At 58.5% G+C, this 18,852-nt stretch carries 19 protein-coding genes; 11 read left to right on the top strand and 8 right to left on the bottom strand.

What is annotated here, in order from left to right:
• Nucleotides 1-56 precede the first annotated feature (56 nt).
• Nucleotides 57-1,061 carry a helix-turn-helix transcriptional regulator gene (locus KVG95_RS16125; protein WP_217857132.1) on the top strand — a complete coding sequence of 335 codons (1,005 nt, stop codon included), beginning with the start codon at nucleotides 57-59 and terminating at the stop codon, nucleotides 1,059-1,061.
• A 150-nt stretch (nucleotides 1,062-1,211) separates the two neighbouring features.
• Here the strand turns inward: KVG95_RS16125 and KVG95_RS16120 are convergent, their stop codons facing one another.
• The 3 genes from KVG95_RS16120 to KVG95_RS16110 all read right to left on the bottom strand — a co-directional run bounded on the left by KVG95_RS16120 (nucleotide 1,212) and on the right by KVG95_RS16110 (nucleotide 2,777).
• Complete coding sequence (locus KVG95_RS16120; protein WP_217857131.1) at nucleotides 1,212-1,709, bottom strand: RES family NAD+ phosphorylase; 498 nt, start codon at nucleotides 1,707-1,709, stop codon at nucleotides 1,212-1,214.
• Nucleotides 1,709-2,284 (bottom strand): Xre family toxin-antitoxin system antitoxin, encoded by a 576-nt coding sequence (locus KVG95_RS16115; RefSeq protein WP_217857130.1) that lies wholly within the window; start codon nucleotides 2,282-2,284, stop codon nucleotides 1,709-1,711. The genes KVG95_RS16120 and KVG95_RS16115 overlap by 1 nt, the downstream gene beginning before the upstream one ends.
• Before the next feature lie 133 nt (nucleotides 2,285-2,417).
• Nucleotides 2,418-2,777 carry a DUF6124 family protein gene (locus KVG95_RS16110; protein WP_217857129.1) on the bottom strand — a complete coding sequence of 120 codons (360 nt, stop codon included), beginning with the start codon at nucleotides 2,775-2,777 and terminating at the stop codon, nucleotides 2,418-2,420.
• A gap of 564 nt (nucleotides 2,778-3,341) precedes the next feature.
• Here KVG95_RS16110 and KVG95_RS16105 point away from each other — a divergent pair.
• The 4 genes from KVG95_RS16105 to KVG95_RS16090 all read left to right on the top strand — a co-directional run bounded on the left by KVG95_RS16105 (nucleotide 3,342) and on the right by KVG95_RS16090 (nucleotide 8,615).
• Nucleotides 3,342-5,210, top strand: coding sequence for an amidohydrolase (locus tag KVG95_RS16105; protein ID WP_217857128.1), 1,869 nt, complete (start codon nucleotides 3,342-3,344; stop codon nucleotides 5,208-5,210).
• 18 nt (nucleotides 5,211-5,228) lie between these two features.
• On the top strand, nucleotides 5,229-6,971 hold the full coding sequence (locus KVG95_RS16100; protein ID WP_217857127.1) for an amidohydrolase: 1,743 nt from the start codon (nucleotides 5,229-5,231) through the stop codon (nucleotides 6,969-6,971).
• 113 nt (nucleotides 6,972-7,084) lie between these two features.
• Nucleotides 7,085-7,825 carry a TorF family putative porin gene (locus tag KVG95_RS16095; RefSeq protein WP_217857126.1) on the top strand — a complete coding sequence of 247 codons (741 nt, stop codon included), beginning with the start codon at nucleotides 7,085-7,087 and terminating at the stop codon, nucleotides 7,823-7,825.
• Nucleotides 7,826-7,961: 136 nt separating this feature from the next.
• The gene (locus KVG95_RS16090) at nucleotides 7,962-8,615 is read left to right on the top strand and encodes a peroxiredoxin (RefSeq protein WP_038982589.1); all 654 of its coding nucleotides are present in this window, start codon (nucleotides 7,962-7,964) and stop codon (nucleotides 8,613-8,615) included.
• Between the two features lie 152 nt (nucleotides 8,616-8,767).
• Here KVG95_RS16090 and KVG95_RS16085 read toward each other — a convergent pair whose 3' ends face one another.
• Nucleotides 8,768-9,265, bottom strand: a complete 498-nt coding sequence (locus tag KVG95_RS16085) for a heme-degrading domain-containing protein (RefSeq protein WP_217857125.1) — start codon at nucleotides 9,263-9,265, stop codon at nucleotides 8,768-8,770.
• Between the two features lie 10 nt (nucleotides 9,266-9,275).
• Nucleotides 9,276-10,277 (bottom strand): LacI family DNA-binding transcriptional regulator, encoded by a 1,002-nt coding sequence (locus KVG95_RS16080; protein ID WP_217857124.1) that lies wholly within the window; start codon nucleotides 10,275-10,277, stop codon nucleotides 9,276-9,278.
• A gap of 200 nt (nucleotides 10,278-10,477) precedes the next feature.
• Between KVG95_RS16080 and KVG95_RS16075 the strand changes: the two genes are divergently transcribed.
• From KVG95_RS16075 to KVG95_RS16065, 3 genes are read left to right on the top strand one after another with little or no spacing between them, the layout of a single operon-like run.
• The gene (locus KVG95_RS16075; RefSeq protein ID WP_437180797.1) at nucleotides 10,478-11,644 is read left to right on the top strand and encodes a Gfo/Idh/MocA family protein; all 1,167 of its coding nucleotides are present in this window, start codon (nucleotides 10,478-10,480) and stop codon (nucleotides 11,642-11,644) included.
• The gene (locus KVG95_RS16070; RefSeq protein WP_217857123.1) at nucleotides 11,641-12,744 is read left to right on the top strand and encodes a sugar phosphate isomerase/epimerase family protein; all 1,104 of its coding nucleotides are present in this window, start codon (nucleotides 11,641-11,643) and stop codon (nucleotides 12,742-12,744) included. The genes KVG95_RS16075 and KVG95_RS16070 overlap by 4 nt, the downstream gene beginning before the upstream one ends.
• 50 nt (nucleotides 12,745-12,794) lie before the next feature.
• Nucleotides 12,795-14,027: a nucleoside permease gene (locus tag KVG95_RS16065; RefSeq protein WP_217857122.1), complete on the top strand. Its 1,233-nt coding sequence runs from the start codon at nucleotides 12,795-12,797 to the stop codon at nucleotides 14,025-14,027.
• A gap of 178 nt (nucleotides 14,028-14,205) precedes the next feature.
• Here the strand turns inward: KVG95_RS16065 and KVG95_RS16060 are convergent, their stop codons facing one another.
• Nucleotides 14,206-15,066 (bottom strand): CAP domain-containing protein, encoded by an 861-nt coding sequence (locus KVG95_RS16060; RefSeq protein WP_217857121.1) that lies wholly within the window; start codon nucleotides 15,064-15,066, stop codon nucleotides 14,206-14,208.
• A gap of 254 nt (nucleotides 15,067-15,320) precedes the next feature.
• Here KVG95_RS16060 and KVG95_RS16055 point away from each other — a divergent pair, with 254 nt between their 5' ends.
• From KVG95_RS16055 to KVG95_RS16045, 3 genes are all read left to right on the top strand, one after another.
• Nucleotides 15,321-16,133, top strand: a complete 813-nt coding sequence (locus KVG95_RS16055) for an AraC family transcriptional regulator (protein ID WP_217857120.1) — start codon at nucleotides 15,321-15,323, stop codon at nucleotides 16,131-16,133.
• A 90-nt stretch (nucleotides 16,134-16,223) separates the two neighbouring features.
• Nucleotides 16,224-16,610 (top strand): cupin domain-containing protein, encoded by a 387-nt coding sequence (locus KVG95_RS16050; RefSeq protein WP_217857119.1) that lies wholly within the window; start codon nucleotides 16,224-16,226, stop codon nucleotides 16,608-16,610.
• A gap of 285 nt (nucleotides 16,611-16,895) precedes the next feature.
• Complete coding sequence (locus KVG95_RS16045; protein WP_217857118.1) at nucleotides 16,896-17,717, top strand: MinD/ParA family protein; 822 nt, start codon at nucleotides 16,896-16,898, stop codon at nucleotides 17,715-17,717.
• Between the two features lie 48 nt (nucleotides 17,718-17,765).
• Here the strand turns inward: KVG95_RS16045 and KVG95_RS16040 are convergent, their stop codons facing one another.
• Together KVG95_RS16040 and KVG95_RS16035 are read right to left on the bottom strand one after the other, a co-directional pair.
• A complete protein-coding gene (locus KVG95_RS16040; protein WP_217857117.1) occupies nucleotides 17,766-18,251 on the bottom strand; it encodes an adenosine-specific kinase in 486 nt (161 codons plus the stop codon).
• A gap of 48 nt (nucleotides 18,252-18,299) precedes the next feature.
• Nucleotides 18,300-18,803, bottom strand: coding sequence for an SLATT domain-containing protein (locus KVG95_RS16035; RefSeq protein ID WP_123722066.1), 504 nt, complete (start codon nucleotides 18,801-18,803; stop codon nucleotides 18,300-18,302).
• Nucleotides 18,804-18,852: the final 49 nt, after the last annotated feature.

Genomic DNA, 18,852 nt, shown 5'->3' with positions numbered 1-18,852 from the left:
GCGCCTATGGCATGGTCAAAAAGATAATACGCCATGCAGCGAACGGGATCAGAACGATGGAGGAGGGTGATGAGGTCGGCGCCAAGGCGTCGATGGCAACGCTGCAAGCGTTCAATCTTTGCGTATTGCACCTGGGGCGTCTTGCCCGGGATCGTGGTGCATCCCGGTTCATCACCGACGGCCTGCAGGCATTCAGCCAACTGGTGCCCTTCACTTCGGCCTGGTGGGGGGAGATGTCTGCATTAGGTGTCGATGTTTCGCCCAGAAACTGGATGCACGGGCGAATCAACCTGCCCGAGTCGTTTGCCGCCGAGTGGCACACGTGTGCGCGCAACGACAAATTCTCCCATGACACCATGAGTCGACCCGGTGAGGTCGTGCGCGACAGTGGCTTCACCGACCCCAATGAAGAAGTGAACGCCTTCGCTCGGCGCCACGATCTCTACTACCTGATGTGCATCACCTTCGAGTTACCCGAAAGCGGTTTGATGTTCTTTGTCTGTCTCTACCGAGGCGTTGATGCCTCGGCTTTCAACGACAGTGAGGCCGATCTGTTTTCGGCCTTCTGCGACCACCTGTTGCAGCTGTGGCGATTCCAGGTGCAGGACATGATCCGTTTCGACACCGGCAGCGGGGCGTCGGACTTTGGCGTCGCGCGCATGGACGGCAGCTTGCTGTACGTGGGGGCAACGCTGTGTGCCGCCATTGAGCGTGAGTTACCCGGCTGGAACGGTTCAACGCTTCCCGCGCAGGTGATCGCGCAACTGCAAAAGGCACCCTGCGTTATGCGCCTGGGCCGCTGCGCCCTGACACTGAGCCCAAACGCCGAGCACGTCATCCTGTCGCTCGAAGCCCAGTCACGCGGGGCGATGCTTGCGCCACGCGAGCGAACGGCAGCCATGCTGTTCGCCGCCGGCCATTCCTACAAGGAAATTGCAAAAATCCTGGAGTTGAGTCCTGCGACAGTGCGCACCTATCTGCGCAACTGTTACTTGCAACTGGGTGTGAAGAGCAAGGTGGAACTGGGTTCGGTGCTGCGTTCAGCGATGCCAGTCAGTTGAGCGCAATCCCTGTGGGAGCGGGCTTGCTCGCGAAAGCGGTGGGTCAGGCAACATCAATGTTGACCGTGCCGCCGTCTTCGCGAGCAAGCCCGCTCCCACAGGTTCCGCGGCTTAACTGACTGGCATGGAGGCTTGCCCGCGAAGGCACCTTTAAGACGAAGGCTTATTAAGCCGCCCATCAAGGGCAAAAGGCTCTTGCAACACCAACTCGTACAACCCATTAGCCAATTGCGGGTTCATCAACAAATTCCAGCTATGCGGCGAGACACTAGAAGGGACCAACACAAAGGGGTACACACTTAACAGGTCCGCACCGAACTGTTGCTGGCTGCGACTTGGGGTGCCCGGTACCAGCCAATTAGAGTTTGCAATGCTGTCGGGCTGCACCACATAAATCCTGGACGGGTTCAGCACTCGGGCCTGCGTAAGACGATGGGGCTTGCAATCCAGCGCGTCGAAATTTTTATGCACCGCAACTTCAAGGATGGCCGTAGAGGCATCCAGGGCTGCATAAACCGTGGCCATACCTTTAGGGTTCCAGCGCCCACCGACTTTTTCAGCCCCTACGCCCGAATTCCAGGTGGGGGCATGCTCAGCAGGATCAAGGCGCCAGAAGTGAATCTCACTGCTCAAAGGGTCTTTAGCCATCAATAGACCCCGTACTCAATGCGCGTCAGAAAGTCAGTCACCAACTCATACCCGACCGAATTTGAAATCAGGTCGATGGGCACCTCACCATCCAGACCCCGAGCAGGTTTGACCATCCACTGCTCGGCAAGCTCACGCGAACCCAGCACATCCGTTGCCTTTTCCAAGACCTCTGCATAGTTGAGCGCTCGCGTGCTTTGCTCCGCGGTCAACGCTTCATTGGGCGTTTTCAACCGCCGCGCAAGCGTGCGATCAGATGCACCAACGATTTTCGACAGCACGCCACGTTGCTTATACACCTCGCTGTTTTCGATCATGTCGAGCACCGACTGCAGCGGAAAACCGTTTTTAACGGCCCTGTAAATCTCCATACGATCATCGCTATTTTTTCCAGAAAGCAAGACCGCAACCATTGGGGGCACGCGACTCGACCCCGGCATTTTCACCTTCACCGCACGCTCGCCATTACTCAAGACGGTTACGGCAACATTGGATTCGCGTGGTTTAACCTTTCTTTTTGGGCTGGCATCTTTGACAGCCTCGTCGACTACAACATCTTTTTTCTTGGCGCTCATGGCAGCCTCCGCTGCTTTGTCATCTGGCATGAACTATAGTGCCAAATGGCAGAAAAGACCTAATCCAGCTACAACGCACCCCCTGTAGGATCGCCGCACCGCTCGCTCCTACAGAGGAATGGAGCTCACGTTTCTAAGGGGTATCGATTTTATCCAGCACCCGGTTCGCCGTGATCTCCGCCACCATGATGCTGTTTGAAATGCCCAGCAGGGCGTAGCGCGATTCACCCTCCAGATGATCCACCAACTGATGGACCATCACATCGACCGAGGCCAGCGTCTCGACCAAAAAAACCGCCAGGGTTTCGGCTGTGGCTTCTGGGTTCACGGAAAGCATAGTGCTGGGTGTACGCGCGGTAGCTTTGATGTCGGCATTCGACGGGAAGTGGAAGTTGAGGGCGCGTTCGGCGGCCTCATTGAGTTTTTTTGAGTCGAGAGATTCGTAGGGGGACGCCGGGTCTGTGACCGGCGGGTTGGGCGTTGCCTTGAACATGGGGACTAACCTCTAGTGAGGCCGCAACCATCTCGCTGCTATACGAAAGGGTGGCAGCTGTGCGCAAGTTAGCAGACCGGTAGTCACCCAAAACCCGGCGCACCCGAAGGTGCCATGCGCACAGCCACCATCAAGTGCAGGCGAAAGCCTGACTGGATAAGACATGTGCAACCGTGAATGACTAGCCGGGCTGCTAAACCCGATCACTGGGAATCAGTGATGCGAATCAAGTTACCGGCGGGGCTCCAGGCGCACAAGCCGGCGGATTCTGGTGCAGCCGTAGGCAACGGCGCAAGGTTTTGTAGCTTTCAGGACGTAACTTTGAGGTCTTTTAAACAAGCCTCTTCGATCAATGTTGACTGTGCCGCCGCCTTCGCGAGCAAGCCCGCTCCCACAGGTTCCGCCGCTACACCCGATCGGCCCCCTGTCATTTAATTACCTCACCCCTCCTCATTTGTAGAGGTCCATCCGACGCCCGCGCCCTATAGGGTATGCCTGCATATCAGAGGCTTGCGGCCGTCTGTTCGGGCCACTTCCAAAACTATAAAAATAGAGGTGAGGCAGTTGAAATTTTCCAGGCTGTTTATCGCCGTTGCGTCGACAACGGCATTTTCCTGCATGGCGCTGGTGGGGTGTCAGACACAGGGGTCGACACCGGCTGACATGGTGATGCGCAACGGCTATGTCTACACCGTCGATGGCAAGAATTCCGTGCAGCAGGCGATCGCCGTCACGGGCGGGAAAATCGTCTATGTCGGCAGCGATGAAGGCGTTGCTTCGTACATCGGCACGCAGACCCAGCTGATCGATCTGGCGGGGCGCATGTTGATGCCCGGCTTCGTCGATGCGCACATGCATCCGGGGGACGGCGGTCGCGCCATGACGTTGTGCGACCTGAAATACCAGACGATGACCCGCAAGGTTTTCCAGGAAACCATTCAGGCGTGTCTGGATGCCGACAAGGGTAAGGGCCCGGATGTCTGGCTTGAAGTGGGCAGTTGGGACCGCATGGGCATGACCGGGCTCGACGGCGATCCCGACAAGTCGACGCTGGATGCGCTCAAGACCACTCGCCCGATTCAGGTCCGTTCCACCGACTTCCATACCGTGCTGACAAACTCTCGCGGCCTGGCAGTCGCTGGCGTCAACAAGCACACGGTCAATCCGGGGGATGGCAAGTACATCCGCGACAGCGCCGGCAACCCGACCGGTATCTGTGAAGACGGTGCCGCCGATGCCATGGCCGCCGTGGTGCCGCCGGCCAGCGACGCAGAAAAACTCAAGCAGACCCGCGCGGCGCTCGACGCCATGCGTCAGCAAGGCATCACCAGTTTCTTCGATGCCTTGTCGGGGCCTGAAAATGGCAAAGCATTTACCACCCTGCAACAGTCGGGCGAACTGACTGCACGGGCCTTGCTGGCGATCAAACTCGACCCTGCCGCCGCCGCTGCAGACCCGGCGAAAACCATTGCCGAGGCCAAGGCACTGGCCAACACCTACGACCAGGGCGAAGCCAAAGTCGCGCCGGGTGTGAGCATGCGTCACGTCAAATTGTTCATGGACGGCATCATCAACGCTCCAGCGGATACCGGGGCAATGTTGGCGCCGTACTTGCGCAATGCCGGCACCGATGCCGCGCCCAAGTGGACGCCTGGCAAGAATGCCGGTGAGCTGTACTTCCCGCCGCAAGTGCTCAATCCGCTGCTGTTGCAAGCGGTGCAGGTCGGCCTCGATCCGCACCTTCACGCCACCGGGGATCGAGCGGTGCGTGACTCGTTGAACGGTATCGAATACGTGCGCCAGCAACTGCCGGGTAACGGTTTTCGTCCGGCCATTACTCACGCCGAATCGGTGGACCCCGCCGACTATTCACGCTTCAAGGCGCTCGACGTGACCGCCAACATGTCGTTTCAGTGGGCCCAGCAGGCGCCGTCCACGGTCGACGGCACCAGCGATCATCTCGGCCCGGCGCGTTTTGCCCGCATGGAGCCATCGGGCAGCATCAGCCGCGCTGGCGGTCGGGTTGCTTATGGCAGCGACTGGCCTGTCGACCCGCTTGATGAATTCCTGGCGCTGAAGATCGGTGTCACCCGTTCAGGCGATCCGCTGAACCCGCACAGCTATGGCCCCAAGTATGCCGGCAGGTTGAATGCCGAGCCGGCGCTGTCGCGCACTGATGTGCTGCGCACCATCACCATGAACGCCGCTGAACAGCTGAAACTGGACGCTGTTGTCGGTTCGGTCGAAGTGGGCAAGTTCGCCGACTTGATCGTATTGGACAAGAACTTCATGCAGGTGCCGGAGGATGAGCTGGGCCGAAACGAGGTGCTGCTGACGGTAGTCGGCGGCAAGGTCGTGTGGGCCAAGGCGCCGTTCGTTGGACTTGACCCGAAGGCGTTGTCACAAGCTTCCACATCCCGAATCGCCCAATAAAAACAAGAGAGTGTTCCGATGCAACTATTCATTCCCAACCTGTTGGCCGCAGCCCTGGCCCTTTCCTCGGTGCAGGCCATGGCCGCCGCTGATCTTGTGCTGTTCAACGGCAAGGTCTTTACCGCCGAACCCGGTCAAGCACTGGTTCAGGCAGTGGCGGTGCAAGACGGCAAGATTCTAAAAGTGGGCAGCGATGCCGAGATCAACGCCCTGGCCGATGCCCAGACGCAACGAATCGATCTGGCGGGCAAAGTATTGATGCCTGGAATGATTGATACCCATAGTCACCCGGTCGTTGCGGCCTTCAACAGCCAGGGGGCCAATCTGCTGGATGAAGTAAAGCCATTGCCGGAACTCGAGCAATGGGTGATCGAGCAGGATGAAGCGGGGCGTGCACGGGCCGGTGACGTGATCAGTATTGCCGGGGTGAGTTCGGCCTATTGGGAGAAAAGCCGCGAGCTCGGTCAGCGCTTCAATCAGGGACGCTGGGCGGACCAACCGGTGGTCCTCAGCGGGATTGACGGGCATACCGGCTGGGCCAACAACGCGATGCTCAAGCGTCTGAAGATCGACGCGGCATTGGTAAAAGGTCTGTCGGAACAGGACCGCAGCTTCGTGGGGCACGCAGCGGACTTCACCCCCAATGGTTTGTTCGCCGAGTCGCGCTGGGACAAGGTACGCAGTCAGATTCCCGCGCCCGGCAACGAGGTCATGTTGAAGGCTGCCCGTGAGGCGGTGAAGGTCAATAATCAATATGGCGTTACCGCCTGGATGGACGCGGCAGCGAATGCCGGAAGTGGTGATTCGCTGTTCGATTTCCAGGCCACCGAGCAGAGTTACGGTGTTCTACCGCTTTACCGCGAACTCGCAGAGAAGGGCGAGCTCAACGCCCACGTCGCGGCTCTGCTGCTGGCCAACCCAAAAAGCCGGTCGGCCGATCTGGAAGTGCTGGCCAAGGTGATGAAGAAATTCGAGGGCGTGCCCAACCTGAGCTTCCCTGGCATCAAGGTCTTCGCTGACGGCGTTCTGGAGTTTCCGGGGCAGACGGCAGCGGTGATTGTTCCGTTCACCAACAGTCACAAAAACGGTCAGCTGCTGATCGACCCGGCACACTTTGGTGAATTGGTAGTCGCGGCGGAGAAGCGTGACTGGATTGTGCACACGCATGCGGTCGGCGACCGTGCCGTACGTGAGTCACTCAATGGCTTTGAATACGCACGCAAGCTCAACCCGACACCGATGGCCCACAGCATCACTCACCTGCAACTGGTCAATCCAAAGGAATTCCCGCGCTTCAAGCAGCTTGGCGTGCTCGCTTCCATGCAACTGCTGTGGGCTACCGGCGAGTCTTACACGGTGGAGTTGGTCAAACCGTATATCAGCGCGTTCGCTTACGGATATCAGTATCCCGCCAGGTCCCTGCATAACGCCGGAGCGGTCATCGCCGGTGGCAGTGACTGGCCGGTGTCCAGCCCCAACCCGTGGAATGCCATCGCTCAGGCCAGCACTCGCAAAGGGCCGCTGGGTGTGTTGAATGCCAATGAACGCATTGATCGCCAGACCATGTTCTACGCCTACACCCTCAATGCCGCCAAAGTCCTGCGGCTGGATCAACAGATTGGCTCGCTGGCGCCCGGCAAACAGGCCGATCTGATCATCCTCGACCGCGATGTGTTCAAGGTCAGCGACGACGAACTGTTCGACACCAAAGTGCTGAAGACTTTCTTCGCCGGCAAGCAGGTTTACGCGCCCGCGTCCTGACGACCGACCATTCGCCGGCAGCAGCCAAAAAATGCTCCTGCTCCTCGATGGCGAGGGGCTGGGCAACGCCATGCCCGAAATCACCCGCTGATCCATAAAAATAAGAGATTTGTATGAACGTACGCTCAGCATTGACCCTTGTCAGCCTTGTATTGGCTCCCCTGACCAGCCAGGCATTGACACTTAACGACAACTTCAGCCTGGACATGACCCTGGACGTTGTCAGTGACTACCGCACTCGTGGCATTTCGCAAACCCTGGGGGATCCGGCGGTTCAGGCCGGCGCCACGCTGGTGCACAGCAGCGGCTTGTACATGGGCGCCTGGACCTCGAATGTCGATTTCGGCGGCCCCTACAAGACCCGGCAGGAACTCGAGTACTACGCGGGCTACTACTGGCAGGCGACCGAAGCAATCAGTCTCGATCTGGGGTACCTCAAGTACGACTATCCAAAGGAAGGCCAATTCAACATGAGTGAGGTCTACGCCATCCTTGACGTTTATGGCGTGAAGCTCGGCGCCAACTACTCAAACGATACGCCGAACTTCTTTGGCGAGGACCAGGACACCCTTTACACCTACCTCAGCTACACAATCGAATTGCCGGCCGAGTTCGGCCTGGACCTGCGCGTGGGTCGCAACGACGTCAAAGACCCGGCTTTCTGGTCCACCAACGGTGAAAGCCGCGATGCCTACACCGAGTGGGAAGCCAAACTGACCCGTGATTTCGTCGGCGTGACCTGGGGCCTCAGTTACGTCGATACCGACCTGTCGAAAAGCGAATGCGCGAGCTGGTACGGCTATGACGATCTATGCAATGCCACCGTGGTAGCCAGTGCCAGCAAGGCCTTCTAAGCGGGCGCGCCAATAACTGCCTTGTGTTCAAGCGTCTCCTATACTGATCCGCGTTGACAGGTTCAACGCAGATCCTGAAGGCCGTTGGAACAGCAGTCAGCGGCTTCCCTACGACTCAACAGTAAGGAGAACGAACATGGCAATCCGTATTGGCGACGAAGCACCGGACTTTACCGTCGAAAGCACCGAAGGCCCGCTGCATTTCCACGAGTGGATCGGCGACAAGTGGGCGATCCTGTTTTCGCATCCCAAGGACTTCACCCCGGTGTGCACTACTGAGCTCGGCTACATGGCGGGGCTCAAGCCAGAGTTCGATAAACGCAACACCAAGATCGTCGGGCTCAGCGTCGACCCTGTCAGTAACCACCAGACCTGGGCCAAAGATATCGAAGAGACCCAGGGGCATGCGGTCAACTATCCGATGATCGGGGACGAGAACCTGGTGGTGGCGAAGCTCTACGACATGATTCATCCGAATGCCAGTGGCGGCGCACGGACTGCGGTGGACAACGCTACGGTGCGTTCAGTGTTCATCATCGGGCCGGACAAAAAGGTCAAGGCGATGCTGATCTACCCGATGAGTGCCGGACGCAACTTCGATGAAGTGCTGCGTCTGCTCGATTCTTTGCAATTGAATGCCAAGCACACCGTTGCCACCCCAGTGAACTGGCGTCCGGGCGAGGACGTGATCATTCCCACTTCGGTCTCCGACGAGGATGCCAGGAAGAAATATCCGGATGGCTTCAAAACGGTGAAACCTTATTTGCGCACGGTGGCGCAACCGAAGTAACCGATCCGTTGGGAGACCCAATGCCAGTCAATTAGGCGAAATCCATGTGGGAGCGGGCTTGCTCGCGAAAGCGGTGTGTCAGGCGACATCAATGTTGACTATGCCGCCGCTTTCGCGAGCAAGCCCGCTCCCACAACCCGCCTGCGGCGGGGCTACTCGCCCTCAAGCGCGAGTTCGCTCGGATCAGCCCCACACATCTGGGCCAACACCTGAACCACCAAAGCATGATCCTCACGCTGGGGCAGCCCTGAAACGGTGACGGCGCCAATGCACCCCACGCCCTTGACCGACACCGGGAAGCTGCCGCCATGGTCGGCGTAATCACGCAGCGGCAACCCCATCAAACCTTCGAGTGAATCGCCCTGAAGCTTAAAGGACAGGCCTACGCGGTATGAGCTGAGTTCCATCAGTTCTACGACATTTCGCTTGCGTCGTGCCCAGTCGGCATTGCTGGCGGAGGTTCCTGGCATCGAGTAGAAAAACACCGTGTCTCGCGCCAGCCTGACCTCAATCGTGGCGGACACGCCTTGCTCTTCGCAGGCGGTTTTCAAACGGGTGCCCAAGTCCCAGGCCGTCGCTTTGTCGAAGCGCTCAAACTTCAGGGTTTCTTCCTGGAGCGCGATACGTTGCAGGTCGGTTTTGATGTCCATGATTTCTCCCTCATCCCTTTCGGGCGGTCGTACTGTTACGCACGGTTAATGTGAACGGCAGCACCATATGGCGGTCCGGGATGGGCTTTTTTTCGATGAGGGCGATCAGCATTTCAACGGCCTTTTGGCCAAAGATTTCGGCGGGTTGTGCAATGGTCGTCAACGCCGGATCACAGTAGGCCGCGAACGGAATGTCATCGAAACCGACCAACGAAATATCGTCGGGTACCCGCAAACCCTGTTGTTTGATGCGCTTCAATGCACCGATCGCCATTTCATCGTTTTCGCAAAAGAACGCGGTCGGACGGTCGGCCAAATCCAGAAGTATTCCCGCGCCATCAAAACCGGCCTGCAACGTGAAGTCCCCGTGGCAGACCAATTGCGGATCCGACTCGATACCGGCCTGGTGCAATGCATCTTGATAACCGGCCACGCGGTCGCGTGTGAGCGGGCTGCTTTTCGGGCCTTTGATCAGGCCGATCCGGCGATGGCCCAGATCGATCAGATGCTCCGTCATGGCTTTGGCCGCTGCACGATTGTCGAGGCTGATCGTCGGATGCCGTCCGCCTTGAATCACCTCGCAGGCGTTGACCAGCGGCAGTGACTCGCCGTGGGGGAAGGGCGATTCAAAAGGGTCGTAGGCGCGCAACTGAATCACGCCGTCGGCTTGGTGGGCGTACACCAGCGCGGCAAATTCCCGTTCGATTTCCTCGCGGCCCTGGGTGTCGCACAGCAGCAGTCGATATCCGGCCGCCTGCGCGGCCTGTTGGGCACCGCTGATCACCCGGGCGAAAAACGTGTTGGCGATGGCCGGGACCAGAATCACCAGATTGCCGGTTCTGCGCGAACGAAACTGTACCGCCATGAGGTTCGGCCGATAGCCGGCCTGTTCCACGGCTGCGTTGACCTTGTCTCGGGTTTCGGGGAGTACGCGTTCGGGCGACTTCAACGTTCTGGACACGGTGGCCACCGAGACGCCGGCCAGCCGGGCTACTTCACGGATATTGGACAAGACGACCTCGTTATCGAACCGGCAGATGTAAACATGGCCGGCGAGCTTACCGCAGTCCGGCCGTGCGCTGAAATGACCTTCATTTTTAATCCCGGGTTTGACACCTGAACTAACTGAGCTTAAATTTCCGGCATGATGTAACCGGTTACATCATAGTCAAACCTGAGCGCTAATCCGCCCCGAACAAGAGAAAATTCGCGATGAACGTTGCAACGGCAAAAATAAGAATGGGGTTTGTCGGGGGCGGCGAGGGTGCCTTCATCGGCAAAGCCCACCGCCAGGCCGCCGGTCTCGATGGTCGTTTTGAACTGGTGTGCGGTGCATTCAGCCGAGACGCCCGCAACAATCAGGACACCGGTGCCACGCTGGGATTGTCCGCTTCACGCTGCTACAGCGACTGGCAGCAGATGCTGGACAGCGAGCGCGCACTGCCTGCCGATCAGCGCATGGAGCTGTTGGTCATTGTCACGCCCAATCACTTGCACGCGCCGATCGCCAGCCAGGCACTGAGCACGGGTTTTCATGTGTTCAGCGAAAAGCCCGCGGCACTGAATCTGTCCGAGCTGCTGGCGCTCAAGGCCGTGGTAAAAAGCAGCGACCGCCTCTATGGGCTGGCCCACACGTATCTGGGTTATCCGATGGTCTGGCAGGCGCGCAAGATGGTGCGTACCGGCGTGATCGGCGCTGTGCGCAAAGTCATCGTCGAATACCCGCAGGGCTGGCTGAGCCGGGATGTGGCCAAGCAGGGCAACAAGCAGGCGAGTTGGCGCGATCAGCCTGAGCAGTCCGGGCTGGGCGGCTGCATCGGCGACATCGGCACCCATGCCTTTTCACTGGCCGAATTCGTCGCGGACCAACCCATCGAACAGGTGTGCGCAACCTTGGGTTCGCACGTTGCCGGGCGGCAACTGGACGATGACGCGGCGATGCTGTTCAAGATGGCCGCCGGGGCCAGCGGAGTGTTGATCGCCAGCCAGGTCTGCGCCGGCGAAGAGAACCCGTTGAAGATCCGCGTCTATGGCGACAAGGGCGGGCTGGAGTGGCGTCAAGAAGAGCCCGCGAGCCTGATCCATCGCTCCCTCGATCAACCGTTGAGCATCCTTCGTTCCGGTGTCGGCCAGCCCTGGTTATGCGAGGCCGCCAGCCAGCGCATGCGTTTGCCTGCGGGGCATCCCGAAGGTTATCTCGAGGCCATGGCCAATCTCTATGGTGATTTCGCCACCGCGATCCGCAGCAACGTCGAAGGCAACGATGCCCCCGGCGTGCCGGGCATCGACGTCGGGTTGCGTGGCATGGCCTTTATCGAGGCAGTGATCGCCAATCATCGCGGCGACGCGAAGTGGACCGAACTGGTCTGCAACCCATGAATCCGGAGAACGCTCTCGTGAACCACACCTCCCCAACACCGGCAGGCCTGCGCGGCCCGGGTATTTTTCTCGCGCAGTTCATGTCCGGCGAAGCGCCCTTCGACACCCTCGCCAACATTGCTCATTGGGCCGCAGCGCAGGGTTACAAAGCCATTCAATTGCCGACCCTGGGTACGCAATACATCGACTTGGCGCGCGCCGCCGACAGTCAGGATTATTGTGATGAATTGAAAGCCGTCTGCGCCCAGGCAGGCGTCGAAATCAGCGAGCTGTCGACGCATCTGCAGGGCCAACTGGTGGCGGTGCATCCGGCGTTCGATACGTTGTTCGATGATTTCGCCCCTGCGCATTTGCGCGGCCAGCCTCAGGCACGAACCGAGTGGGCCATCGATCAGTTGAAGCTCGCCGCGCGCGCCAGCCAACGCTTGGGGCTGAAGGCGCACGCGACGTTTTCCGGTGCGCTGCTGTGGCCCTATGTCTACCCGTGGCCGCAACGCCCGAGCGGACTGGTCGAGCAGGGTTTTGCCGAGCTCGCCAAGCGCTGGTTGCCTATCCTTGACTGTTTCGAGCAAGCCGGTGTCGACCTCTGCTACGAGATCCATCCCGGCGAAGACCTGCACGACGGCGCCTCGTTCGAGCGTTTCCTTGAGGCCGTCGATCACCATCCGCGCGCCGCGATTCTCTACGACCCGAGCCATCTGCTGCTTCAGCAAATGGACTATCTGGGCTTCATCGATCGCTACCACGAGCGCATCCGCATGTTCCACGTCAAGGACGCCGAGTTCCGGCCCGATGCCCGCTCGGGTGTCTACGGTGGCTATCAAGGTTGGGTCGATCGGCCTGGCCGCTTCCGTTCCTTGGGCGATGGGCAGATCGATTTCAAATCGATTTTCAGCAAATTGACGCAATACGACTTTGCCGGCTGGGCGGTTCTGGAATGGGAGTGTTGCCTGAAGGATTCGGAGCAGGGCGCCGCAGAAGGCGCGGCCTTCATCCGGCAGCACATGATCAGCAAAACCCAAAAGGCATTTGACGATTTCGCCAGCGTGGCGTCCGACGAGCGTTTCAATCGACGGCTATTGGGTTTGCCCGACGCCTGAAAAATCTGTTTGCCCCTCTTTCCAAAAAAAACAATAAGACGGTGACTGATATGACCACGATGACTGCGCGATTAAGCGTAATGATGTTCTTGCAGTTCTTTATCTGGGGCGGGTGGTTCGTGACCCTCGGCACCTTCCTCTCCAGTAATCTTGGGGCCAGTGGCGGGCAGATCGGCATGGCGTTCTCGACGCAGTCCTGGGGCGCGATCATCGCGCCCTTTGTGATCGGTCTGATTGCCGACCGCTACTTCAATGCCGAGCGCATTCTTGCGGTGTTGCATCTGATCGGCGCGGTGCTGCTGTTGCAACTCTATCGAGCGCCTGACTTCAGCACGTTTTACCCCTTTGTGCTGGCCTACATGATGATCTACATGCCGACGCTGGCGTTGGTGAATTCGGTGGCATTCCGGCAGATGCGCGACCCGGCCCTGGAGTTCTCGCGGATCAGAGTGTGGGGCACCATCGGCTGGATCGTGGCGGGTGTGGTGATCAGCTTTGTATTTGCCTGGGATTCGCAACAAGCGATCTCATCCGGTGGCTTGCGCAACACGTTTCTGATGTCGGCCATCGCCTCCCTCGTGCTCGGGATCTACAGCTTCAGCCTGCCGCGCACCGCGCCGCTCAAACCTGAGCCGGGCAGTGTCGGCTTAAAGCAAATACTGGGGCTGGACGCCTTGGGTTTGTTGAAGGACCGCAGTTACCTGGTGTTCTTCATCGCCTCTATTTTGATCTGCATTCCATTGGCGTTTTATTACCAGAATGCCAACCCGTTTCTGGCGGAAATCGGCGTGACCAATCCAACCGCCAAGATGGCGATCGGGCAAGTCTCGGAAGTGCTGTTCATGTTGCTCCTGCCGCTGTTCATTCAGCGTTTCGGCATCAAGATCGCGCTGTTGGTGGGGATGCTGGCGTGGGCGTTGCGCTACCTGTTGTTCGCCTACGGCAACAACGGGGACCTCGCCTTCATGTTGTTCACCGGCATCGCCTTGCACGGCATCTGCTACGACTTCTTCTTTGTTTCGGGGCAGATCTACACCGATGCCAAAGCGTCGGAGCGCTTCAGAAGCTCCGCGCAAGGATTGATCACGCTCGCGACGTACGGCTTGGGCATGCTGATTGGCTTTTGGGTGGCCGGGGCGGTCACCGATCACTATGCGTCGGCTGACGGCCATGACTGGCAAAGCATCTGGCTGTTCCCGGCAGGGTTCGCGTTGGCGATATTTTTCTGTTTTTCGCTGGCCTTCAAAGGGCGGCAAAGCGCGCCAGCGCCGTCGAGCATTTGAATTATGACCCCCAGTCTGAAGAACACCAGTGGAAACCTGTGGGAGCGGGCTTGCTCGCGAATACGGTGTGTCAGGCGACGCCAATGTTGACTGTGCCGCCGTCTTCGCGAGCAAGCCCGCTCCCACAGCATTTGCGATTAACCGACTGGCATTTTAGGGGTTATGGAACGCGTTTCACTCAAGGCGCGCCAAACAGCATCGTCCAATAAACACCCTCATCGCTGCGCGAATCGGCGGCATAGGCCGCGCCCACCTGGGTAAACATCGGGTTCATCAGGTTGGCGCAATGCCCGGGGCTGGCCAGCCATCCGGCCATCGCCTTGCTCGGTGAGCTTTGCCCGGCGGCGATGTTCTCGCCGATCTGCCGGCCTCGGTAACCGGCGGCTCTGGCCCTATCTGCCGGCATATCACCCTCGGGATCGCGGTGGGCGAAGTAATTGCCGTAGGCCATCGCCTTGCTATGGCCTTGCGCGGCGGCGCCCAGGGCGGCATTCCAGGTCAACGGTCGTGCGGCGGCAAAGCGTTGGCGCCCGCACAAGCGTGGCCTGGCCCGCGCCGCATTGACCTCGGCCAACAATGCCTTGCCCGCTGCTCGCGAATCGCCGACACGTCCGTCGAGCACCGGTTGCGCCAGCACCACCTGCCATTCGCTACGGGAGCGAGTGACGCCGATATCGGCGAACTGGGTATCGAGCAGCGCCCCGCAATGGTCGCTCTCAAGCATGTCAAACGCTTCATCGGCATCTTGCGCGCCGACCACGCGAATGGTGCGCACCGTCACCGCTTGATAGCCTTTAGCTTTCAAGGCGTTGCGCAAACCTCCGCCATAGCCGACCGGCAACGCCAGGTTCGATTTCAGCGACAACGGCCGCAATGGCTTGACCGTACGCCCCGCACAACGATCGGGATCGGCGCGGTAGTCGTTGATGACCTCCACCAGCTGCCGCTCCCCACTGGCATGGGCGGGGCTGGCGAGTAGCGGGAGGAAAGGCATCAGGCACAGAGAGATAAAGCGACAGCAGCGGACGGTTGGGCGCATGAACGGACAGCTCTGATGAGATGACGACGAAAGGGGGGATAGGAACGAGCAATGACCGTAGGAGCGCTTCGTTGGGTGAGCTTCTTTTACGGCACGGCTAAGACTGCGGGTCTGAAGACTGGTTCACGAGGGGAAGAGACAAATTTAACGGCGCCACCGTGGGGGCTGATTCAGGCATGCACAGGTCTGTCCGCCGGGGGACATTAGCCCCGCTGGCTGGTACCGTACCGACATCCTTCAGGGGGTACAGGGACATGACGAAAACCAAGGGTGACAAAGACTGGGTAAAGCGCTCGGCTCAGCCGTTGAAGATGGAGCGCATCGAAGCCTTTTTTGGCGGCCATGGGTTTACCCCGCATCGCCACGATACGTACGCCATCGGACGAACGCTGTCGGGTGTACAAAGCTTTCAGTACCGCAACACCAAGCGTCACAGCCTGCCCGGGAAAACCATCGTTTTGCATCCGGACGAGGTGCATGACGGTGAAGCCGGTACCGAAGCGGGTTTTCATTATCGGATGATCTACATCGAACCCGCTTTGATTCAGCAAGTATTAGGCGGCAAGCCCTTGCCCTTCATCGTGGGTGGTATATCCAGCGACCCACGGCTTTATGCCGCGACCCAGGTGCTGTTGCAAAACCTCGACGCTTGCATCGAGCCCCTGGAGGAAGACGATGCCATTTACGATCTCGCGCAAGCGCTGGATGTGCTCTCGGGTCAACGCGGGCGACGCAAGTCGTTTGACTTTGTAGCGGCCGAACGCGCGCGTGCGCTGATTCATGAGTCGCTGGATCGAGTCATTACCCTAGAGGAGTTAGCGCAGGCCAGTGGTCGAGACCGCTGGAGCCTGAGCCGTGATTTTCGTGCGCTGTACGGTACGAGCCCCTATCGATACATGACTCAACGACGTCTCGATCTGGCAAGAGCACTGATGTTCGGGGGCCACTCGATGGCGGAGGCGGCCGTCTCCGCAGGCTTTTTCGATCAAAGCCACATGACGCGCCAGTTCGTCCAGACCTATGGCGTCTCACCCGGCCGGTGGATGAAAAGGCTGGGCCTTGTTTAAGGGCGTTCGACTTGCACAATCATGCAATACGCAGTGCTGATCCTCTCCTAAAGTCAGACCTCGATAACGTGGCTAGTGAGGGCGACTCAAATGCATTCCCAACCCGGCGTGACAACCTGCACCGCGATTAACTTTGCCGAAAAATTTGCGTTGTTCAGTGAGCAATGGGCGCCCAAGGTCGTTGCCGAAATGAACAACTACCAGTTCAAGGTGGTGAAAATCGAAGGCGACTTTATCTGGCATTCCCATGCCGACACCGATGAAACCTTTATCGTCCTCGAAGGCGAGCTTCGCATTGATCTTCCAGAGGGCGCTGTCGTGGTCAGGCAGGGAGAAATGTACGTCGTCCCCAAGGGCGTCGAACACAAGCCTTATGCTGAGCGAGAGGTGAAGATGTTACTGATCGAGCCGCGTGGCGTGCTGAATACCGGCGATCAGGAGGGAGAAAGAACCGCCATCAATGATGTCTGGATTTAGACGTCTTGGTAGTTTCTTCATCTCTGGGTGAGCAGGGCGCCTGAGAGCCTCGCGATAGCTCAGACACATCTATCGCTACATCTGCCAGCGATCATTCAGGAGCGCAGTGTCATTCTCTGAATCAACGAATTAGCGGCGTTTTCGTTGAAAAGGCTCGATGACAGGTGGCGAAGTGCCTCTCGTCGGAAGACAACGCGGCTATTCCGCGCTTTTCAGCTATTCTTGCGGCATCTGGACGGTGGCCATGACGTACTGGCACACGATGCGCAAGGAAGGGAAGACAAAATGGATGAGGTGCATTGCGTGCAAGTTATCGCTGTGACTGGCGGTAAAGGTGGCGTGGGCAAGACAACGGTGGCGGTTAACCTTTCGTTGGCGCTGGCAAAAATGGGGCGGCGCGTCGTATTGCTGGACGCCGATCTGGGCCTGGCGAATATCGATATTCTGTTGGGGCTGACGCCGCGCTACACATTGGCCGATGTCATCGAAGGGCGTTGCGAGCTGTCTGACGCGCTGTTGCCGGGGCCTGGAGGCATTCGTGTTGTCCCGGCCTCTTCGGGCTTGCAGAGCATGATTCATCTGGAGCCGGCGCAATACCGTGCGCTGATCCAGTCCTTTAGCGATATTGGCGATAAGCTGGATGTGCTGGTGATCGATACGGCCGCCGGTATCGGTGGCTCAGTGGTCAACTTCATCCGCGCGGCGCAGGAAGTGATGGTGGTCGTGTGCGATGAACCCACCTCAATCAGCGGCGCCTACGGGCTGATCAAACTGCTCAACCTGAACTACGGTCTGCATCGTTTTCGCATATTGGTCAACATGACGGGAAGTCCGGCAGAAGGCCGCAATCTGTTTGCCAAGCTGGAAAAGATTACCGACATGTTCCTGGATGTCTCGCTGCAATACGTCGGCGCGATACCCAACGACGAATGTGCGCACAAAGCCGTGCAGAAGGGGCGTGCGGTGTTTGAAGCCTTTCCCCGTTCCAAATGCGCTCAAGCCTTCCAGGCCCTGGCTCACAACGTGGACTCCTGGCCATTGCCGACTCATCCGAGAGGGCATGTGGAGTTTTTCGTTGAGCAACTTGTGCAGAATTCGGGTAGGTGAGGGGCAAAGCCCGCCTTGTGCGGGCTTTTCCGTTTACACAGACTCAAATCACAACTTGTAGCCGATCTGCCGCAACAGATTCTTGCGCCACAGAATGTCTTCATCACCTTCAATGTCTTTGGCACAGAAGCCATCCACCACGCCCAGAATCCCGCGTCCCTGTTCCGTCTCGGCAACAATCACTTCGGTGGGATTGGCCGTTGCACAAAAAATACGGCACACCTCTGGAACCAGTTTGACGGCGTTCAACACGTTCAACGGATAGAAACCGTCGCCGAGGAAAATGATGAAGCTATGGCCCGCGGCAATGGTTTGCGCATTTTTCTGTGCAAGTTCGATCATGGCGGTATCGGTGCCGGACCATCGCACCAGGCATTTGCCGGAGGCTTCACAAAAGGCCACGCCAAACTGGATACCTGGCACGGCGTTGACCAACGCTTCGTGGATGTCCTCGACGGACTTGATGAAGTGCGTCTGACCCAAAATGAAATTCGTTGCTTCCGGCTTGTCGATTTTCAACGTGATGAGTTGCATTTCAAACGCCTCCTTTCACGATGCTGCGAACCAGGGGCTGGCCTCTAATCAAGCCGGGACGGTGTCTTGCTCAGCGGGCGGTGTCTCTGTGTAGACGCGAACTTCACCCAGTTTTCTTATCGTCGACTTAGGCAAGGTCGGCGCATCAAGAAGAATCGAATCAATGCGCTTGCGGATGTCAAAAACGATTGGGCCCAGGATAGCCTCGTCCTTGCCGCTGGCGATTTCGTCCTGAATCTCACGAGATATCGCTCCGAGTTTCTCGGCGGTGTCTTTGTGCCCGGCAGCCCGGGTATCAAAGTTCAGGAAGGTCTGAACCGAACTCAACACCAGGGTCAGGAGTGATAGCACGCCGGCTACGTATTGAAGCCATACGGGCGAGGAGTCACTGATTGAGCCAAAGACACTGGCGCTGACGATCGCCGACAGAACAACGCAGGGGATACCCAGTTTCCAGCTGAATTTCTCGAAATCCCGGGCACTGATTTCGTGTTCAATCTGCAACCGAACGATCATGCGATTCCATTTGGTCAGTAGCTCTAGCCGGCTCATGGTTGCAGTCCTTGGCAGGGGATTCAGAGGAATATTAGCTTCTATTTGG

Source organism: Pseudomonas farris (assembly GCF_019145235.1).
GTDB lineage: Bacteria > Pseudomonadota > Gammaproteobacteria > Pseudomonadales > Pseudomonadaceae > Aquipseudomonas > Aquipseudomonas farris.
This window is presented reverse-complemented; position numbering and strand designations above follow the sequence as displayed.

What these genes read in the sequence shown, in the direction of transcription:
- KVG95_RS16090 (WP_038982589.1), top strand. Translation starts at nt 7,962, where the DNA reads ATGGCAATCCGTATTGGCGACGAAGCACCGGACTTTACCGTCGAAAGC.
- KVG95_RS16115 (WP_217857130.1), bottom strand. Translation starts at nt 2,284, where the DNA reads ATGAGCGCCAAGAAAAAAGATGTTGTAGTCGACGAGGCTGTCAAAGAT.
- KVG95_RS16100 (WP_217857127.1), top strand. Translation starts at nt 5,229, where the DNA reads ATGCAACTATTCATTCCCAACCTGTTGGCCGCAGCCCTGGCCCTTTCC.
- KVG95_RS16040 (WP_217857117.1), bottom strand. Translation starts at nt 18,251, where the DNA reads ATGCAACTCATCACGTTGAAAATCGACAAGCCGGAAGCAACGAATTTC.
- KVG95_RS16055 (WP_217857120.1), top strand. Translation starts at nt 15,321, where the DNA reads ATGACGAAAACCAAGGGTGACAAAGACTGGGTAAAGCGCTCGGCTCAG.
- KVG95_RS16050 (WP_217857119.1), top strand. Translation starts at nt 16,224, where the DNA reads ATGCATTCCCAACCCGGCGTGACAACCTGCACCGCGATTAACTTTGCC.
- KVG95_RS16085 (WP_217857125.1), bottom strand. Translation starts at nt 9,265, where the DNA reads ATGGACATCAAAACCGACCTGCAACGTATCGCGCTCCAGGAAGAAACC.
- KVG95_RS16045 (WP_217857118.1), top strand. Translation starts at nt 16,896, where the DNA reads ATGGATGAGGTGCATTGCGTGCAAGTTATCGCTGTGACTGGCGGTAAA.
- KVG95_RS16125 (WP_217857132.1), top strand. Translation starts at nt 57, where the DNA reads ATGGAGGAGGGTGATGAGGTCGGCGCCAAGGCGTCGATGGCAACGCTG.
- KVG95_RS16060 (WP_217857121.1), bottom strand. Translation starts at nt 15,066, where the DNA reads ATGCGCCCAACCGTCCGCTGCTGTCGCTTTATCTCTCTGTGCCTGATG.
- KVG95_RS16035 (WP_123722066.1), bottom strand. Translation starts at nt 18,803, where the DNA reads ATGAGCCGGCTAGAGCTACTGACCAAATGGAATCGCATGATCGTTCGG.
- KVG95_RS16070 (WP_217857123.1), top strand. Translation starts at nt 11,641, where the DNA reads ATGAATCCGGAGAACGCTCTCGTGAACCACACCTCCCCAACACCGGCA.
- KVG95_RS16065 (WP_217857122.1), top strand. Translation starts at nt 12,795, where the DNA reads ATGACCACGATGACTGCGCGATTAAGCGTAATGATGTTCTTGCAGTTC.
- KVG95_RS16075 (WP_437180797.1), top strand. Translation starts at nt 10,478, where the DNA reads ATGAACGTTGCAACGGCAAAAATAAGAATGGGGTTTGTCGGGGGCGGC.
- KVG95_RS16110 (WP_217857129.1), bottom strand. Translation starts at nt 2,777, where the DNA reads ATGTTCAAGGCAACGCCCAACCCGCCGGTCACAGACCCGGCGTCCCCC.
- KVG95_RS16120 (WP_217857131.1), bottom strand. Translation starts at nt 1,709, where the DNA reads ATGGCTAAAGACCCTTTGAGCAGTGAGATTCACTTCTGGCGCCTTGAT.
- KVG95_RS16095 (WP_217857126.1), top strand. Translation starts at nt 7,085, where the DNA reads ATGAACGTACGCTCAGCATTGACCCTTGTCAGCCTTGTATTGGCTCCC.